5 protein-coding genes are annotated in these 4467 nt (G+C 65.1%); all 5 read right to left on the bottom strand.

Translation table 11 applies throughout. The annotated features are described in order from the left end of the window. Positions 1 to 159, bottom strand: a 159-nt coding sequence (locus tag VD811_08735) for a biotin/lipoyl-containing protein (protein HXV21057.1), incomplete at its 3' end; no start/stop codon positions are given. A gap of 66 nt (positions 160 to 225) precedes the next feature. Next, a complete protein-coding gene (locus VD811_08730) occupies positions 226 to 2913 on the bottom strand; it encodes a 2-oxoglutarate dehydrogenase E1 component (protein HXV21056.1) in 2688 nt (895 codons plus the stop codon). Between the two features lie 153 nt (positions 2914 to 3066). After that, the gene (locus VD811_08725; protein ID HXV21055.1) at positions 3067 to 3432 is read right to left on the bottom strand and encodes a PilZ domain-containing protein; all 366 of its coding nucleotides are present in this window, start codon (positions 3430 to 3432) and stop codon (positions 3067 to 3069) included. 25 nt (positions 3433 to 3457) lie between these two features. Beyond that, positions 3458 to 3748, bottom strand: coding sequence for a Dabb family protein (locus VD811_08720; protein HXV21054.1), 291 nt, complete (start codon positions 3746 to 3748; stop codon positions 3458 to 3460). A 98-nt stretch (positions 3749 to 3846) separates the two neighbouring features. Beyond that, positions 3847 to 4467, bottom strand: a 621-nt coding sequence (locus VD811_08715) for a ceramidase domain-containing protein (protein ID HXV21053.1), incomplete at its 5' end; no start/stop codon positions are given.

The following is a 4467-nucleotide window of genomic DNA, read 5'->3' as shown; positions in this document are numbered from 1 at the left end:
CACCCCCTCGGCATCGGCATTGAGCTCCAGGGTGATCTTGTCCGTCTCCAGTTCGACCAGCAGGTCGTCCTTCGCCACCCGGTCGCCGTCCTTTTTGTGCCACTTGCCGACTTCCGCCTCGAAGACCGATTCGCCGACCTCGGGAACCTTGATGTCCATCCGTATCTCCTGCTATGTAGGGGCGGACTGTGTCCGCCCAGGGCGCATGCAATGCGCCCCTACGTTTCACAGACTGAACGCCTCCGCGATGATCCGTTCCTGCTCCTCCTTGTGCAGCCGGTGCGAGCCGACGGCCGGGGCGGCGGCCGCGTCGCGTCCCACGTAGCGGGGCTCGCGACCCATCGCCTCGGCCAGATATTGGCGCAGGAAACTCCAGGCGCCCATGTTGGCCGGCTCCTCCTGCACCCAGGCGAACTTCTTCGCCTTACCGAAGGGCTCCAGGGCCTGCCGCAGCAGATCTTCGCGCAGCGGGTAGAACTGCTCGATGCGCACGATGGCGACATCTTCGCGGCCATCCTGATCGCGCTTTTCCAGCAGCTCATAATAGATCTTCCCCGCACAGACCAGGAGGGTGCGAACCTTCGCCGGCTCGGCCTCGGCCGGCAGCACCTCGCGGAAATGCCCGGCGGCAAATTCCGCCAGGTCGGAGCGACAGGCCGGCAGCCGCAGCAGGCTCTTCGGGGTAAAAACCACCAGCGGCCGGCGGAAGGGCTGCTTCACCTGCCGGCGCAGCAGATGGAAGAACTGGGCCGGGGTGGAGGGATAGGCGACCTGGATGTTGTCGTCGGCGCCAGCCTGCAGGTAACGCTCGATGCGGGCGCTCGAATGTTCGGCCCCCTGTCCCTCGTAGCCGTGCGGCAGCAGCAGGACCAGGCCGCAGGACCGGTCCCACTTGGTTTCGCTGCTGACGATGAACTGGTCGATGATCACCTGGGCGCCGTTGGCGAAATCGCCGAACTGGGCCTCCCAGGCGGTCAGCCCGTGCGGGCTCTCGATGGAATAGCCGTACTCGAAGCCGAGCACCGCCGTCTCGGAAAGCATGCTGTCGTAGATGCGCAGGGCGGCACCGGCGCGAGCCGCGGCCGCGAGCGGGACGCAGGTCTCGCCGGTCTGCACGTCGAACAGGGTGGAGTGGCGATGGTTGAAGGTCCCGCGCCGCGAATCCTGGCCGGTGAGGCGGACCGGAACCCCGTCGTGCAGCAGGGTGGCGAAGGCGAGCATCTCGGCAATCCCCCAGTCGATCCCTTCGCCAGACGCAATCGTCTCGCGGCGCCGCTCGAAGAGCCTCTCAATCTTGGGATGGGGATGAAAGCCCTCGGGAATCCGGGAGCAGGCCTCCCCCAGTTCGACCAGGGTCCGGCGGTCGACGGCCGTTTCGACCTCGACGCGACGGTAGTCCCGTTCGATCCCCTTCCACTTGCCGTGGAAGCCTTCCCCTGCAGGGCGGGCCGCCTGTACGGCCGCCGCTTCCAGACGCGCTTCGACGGCCGCGGCCATCGCCTCGATTTCCTCGCCGCTTACCCCCTCCTCGCGCAGACGCCCGGCATAGATCTCTTGCACCGGCGGATGGTCCTTGATCTTCTCGTACATGAGCGGCTGGGTGAAGTAAGGCTCGTCCCCCTCGTTGTGCCCATGGCGGCGGTAGCAGAGAATCTCCAGCACCACATCGCGGCCGAAGGCCTGGCGCCAGTCGAGGGCAAGGCCGGCGGCGTGCACTACCGCCTCCGGGTCGTCGCCGTGGACGTGAAAGATCGGCACCATCAGCATTTTGGCGACATCGGTGGCGTAGAGGGTGGAGCGCGCATCCTTCGGCAGAGTGGTGAAGCCGATCTGGTTGTTGAGGACGATGTGCAGGGTGCCGCCCGTGCTGAAGCCTTCGAGCTGGGAGAGGTTGAGGGTCTCGGCGACCAGCCCCTGGCCGGCGAAGGCGGCATCGCCGTGCATCAGGACCGGCAGCACCTGCTTGCCGTCGCGGTCGTCATAATCATCCTGCCGGGCCCGGCACTTCCCCTCGACCACCGGGTCGACCGACTCCAGGTGGCTGGGGTTGGACGCCAGGGTGATATGGAGCGACGCCCCACCCGGCCCGTCCACGTCGGTGGAAAAACCCTGGTGGTACTTGACGTCCCCCTCGCCGACGATCTGGTATTCGATGTTGTCGGTGAATTCAGCGAAGAGGTTTTCCAGGGGCTTGCCAAAGATATTGGCCAAGACATTGAGTCGTCCGCGATGCGACATCCCCAGCACCAGGTCGCGCATCCCGAAGGCGGCCGCCCGGCGCACCACCTGGTCGAGCAGGGCGATGAGCGCCTCTCCCCCCTCGATGGAGAAGCGCTTCTGGCCGAGAAATTTGCGGTGCAGGAAGGCCTCGAACAGGGTCGCCTCCTGCAGCTTGCTCAGGATCCGCAGCTTCTCCTCGCGGGAGAAGTCGGGCCGGTTGCGGGTCGGCTCCATGCGGTCGATCAGCCACTGCCGTTCGGCGGGGTCCTGGATGTGCATGAACTCGACGCCGATCGAACGACAGTAGGTCTCCCGCAGGGTCTCGACGATCTCGCGCAGGGTGGCGCTCTGCCGGAAAAAACGGCGGGTGCGAAAAACGGTGTCGAGGTCCGCTTCGTCGAGGTCGAAAACCTCGAGGGCGAGCAGGGGATGTTCGGTCTGGCAGACGTCGAGGGGGTTGGTGCAGGAAAGCAGGTGTCCGATATCGCGGTAACGATAGATCAGGGATTGTACGCCCGACTGTTTGAGGGCATGGGCAGGATCGAGGCACGCAGCCCCTGCCCCGCTTTCCTCGCCCAACTCGAAGCCCTGGAAAAACGATTGCCACTGCGGAGGCAACCGGTCAGGCGCCTCCTGCCAGAGACGGTACAGATTCTCCAGCCACTGCGGACTGACGTTGTGGGCAAAACTCATGCGGCCTGCGCTGCGGTCGGGTAAGAGACGGACGGGGGCGAGGGGACAACTCCCGGGCGATCGAGCCTGCCCAGGAAAGTATAGCAACTGCAGAAAGTTGTGCAATCGTCGGCACCTGCAACGACGACGGCATCGATCCGCCGAACCGGCTGTTCAAAGCCCGGCGGCGGCTTCGTCCCTGAACGCCGCCAGGTACCGGCTGAGCACCCGCCGTCCCTCGTCATCCTGCCGGGTGAATTGAATCCCGGCACTGAACATCTCCGGGCCGGCGACCTTGATGTGCGCCACTTTGCCGATCAGGTCGATCATGTCATCCTTGAGGCCGAGGGTCACCTGGACCATCTGCCCCGCCTCGAGCAGCGCCGGGGTTTCCAGCTTGATGCCTGCCAAGCTGACGTTCAGCGTCCTTCCCATCTCGCGGAAAAGGACTTCGCCGTTCTCCCCGACCACGGCAAATTCAAGGAAATTGAGCGAGTACCGGCGCTCGGCACGGCGTCTTTCGAATTCATCCCTGTCCATCGGCCGGCCTCCCTGGCGGTCCAGCTCAGCACTCAAAATCGACGGCGACGACGCCATTGCAAAGTGCCTTGACCTTGGCGACCACCGCCTGGTGGTCGGGGTGGACCTGATAACGGTTCATCGCCGCCAGGTCGTCGAAACCGGAAACCAGGGCGAGATCGTAGGAACGTTCCGAACGGACCACGTCACGGCCAACGACAAACTCCCGGATCTCCGGAATCACGGCGGGCAGCGCCCGCAGGCTTTTCTCCAGGTCGGCAATCCCGGCGGCGTCGGCTTCGGGCTTGAACTTGAAAAAAACGACATGCTTGAGCATCGTGTCAACTCCTTCAGGTGGTTTGAGACTCGAATCGAGACCGTCACTATTACAATTTGCGGGGGATCCTGTCAACGATGAAACCGTGCACTTCCGGCTCAGCCTTCGCGATAGTGCCGGGTGGCGAGCATCCGCAGGACCCACCAGACGGCGATGGCGGCGAAGAGATGCTTCAGGGTGTGGCCGCCCACCAGACCGCCGAGGGCAAATATCGGCCGGTCGAGAAGCTCGCAGACGACAGCCAGGCCGAAGAAGAAGAGAACACCCCACACCTCGCCGCCCCGCGTATAGCGCGCGGGAAGGAAGCACAGCAACAGCGGAATGAGAACGGCCGGGTAGAAGTGGACGAAGCCGTAGGGGCGCAGGTCTCCCGCCCCCGCCTGCTCGGTCAGGCGCCACCAGATCACGCTGGCGACGCCGGCGCTCAGCAGGGGGAGGAGGGCGCGGCTGCCGCAGAGAACGCTCACCCTCTCGGCGAGCATCGCCGCGGTGAAGGCCATGAAAGCCACGGCCATCGGCAGGCGGTCCCAGAAAAGCCGGTCATTGTCCGGTGCCAGGTGGTACCAGGCCGAGCCGCAGCCGGTCAGGGCGATCCCGAGGAAAAAGACCGCGAAGGCCCGGCTTTCCCGCCGGTCGGCGAAGAGCTCACGCCGGTGCAGCCACAGGTGGAGCAGGCCGAGCAGGCCGACCACGAACAGGGGCAGGTTGGAGACGACGTT

The organism is Desulfuromonadales bacterium (genome assembly GCA_035620395.1).
Taxonomy (GTDB): Bacteria; Desulfobacterota; Desulfuromonadia; order Desulfuromonadales; family DASPGW01; genus DASPGW01.
This window is presented reverse-complemented; position numbering and strand designations above follow the sequence as displayed.

Excerpts from the sequence above, each read along its gene's own strand:
- VD811_08720 (HXV21054.1), bottom strand. The coding sequence starts at position 3,748 with ATGCTCAAGCATGTCGTTTTTTTCAAGTTCAAGCCCGAAGCCGACGCC.
- VD811_08730 (HXV21056.1), bottom strand. The coding sequence starts at position 2,913 with ATGAGTTTTGCCCACAACGTCAGTCCGCAGTGGCTGGAGAATCTGTAC.
- VD811_08725 (HXV21055.1), bottom strand. The coding sequence starts at position 3,432 with ATGGACAGGGATGAATTCGAAAGACGCCGTGCCGAGCGCCGGTACTCG.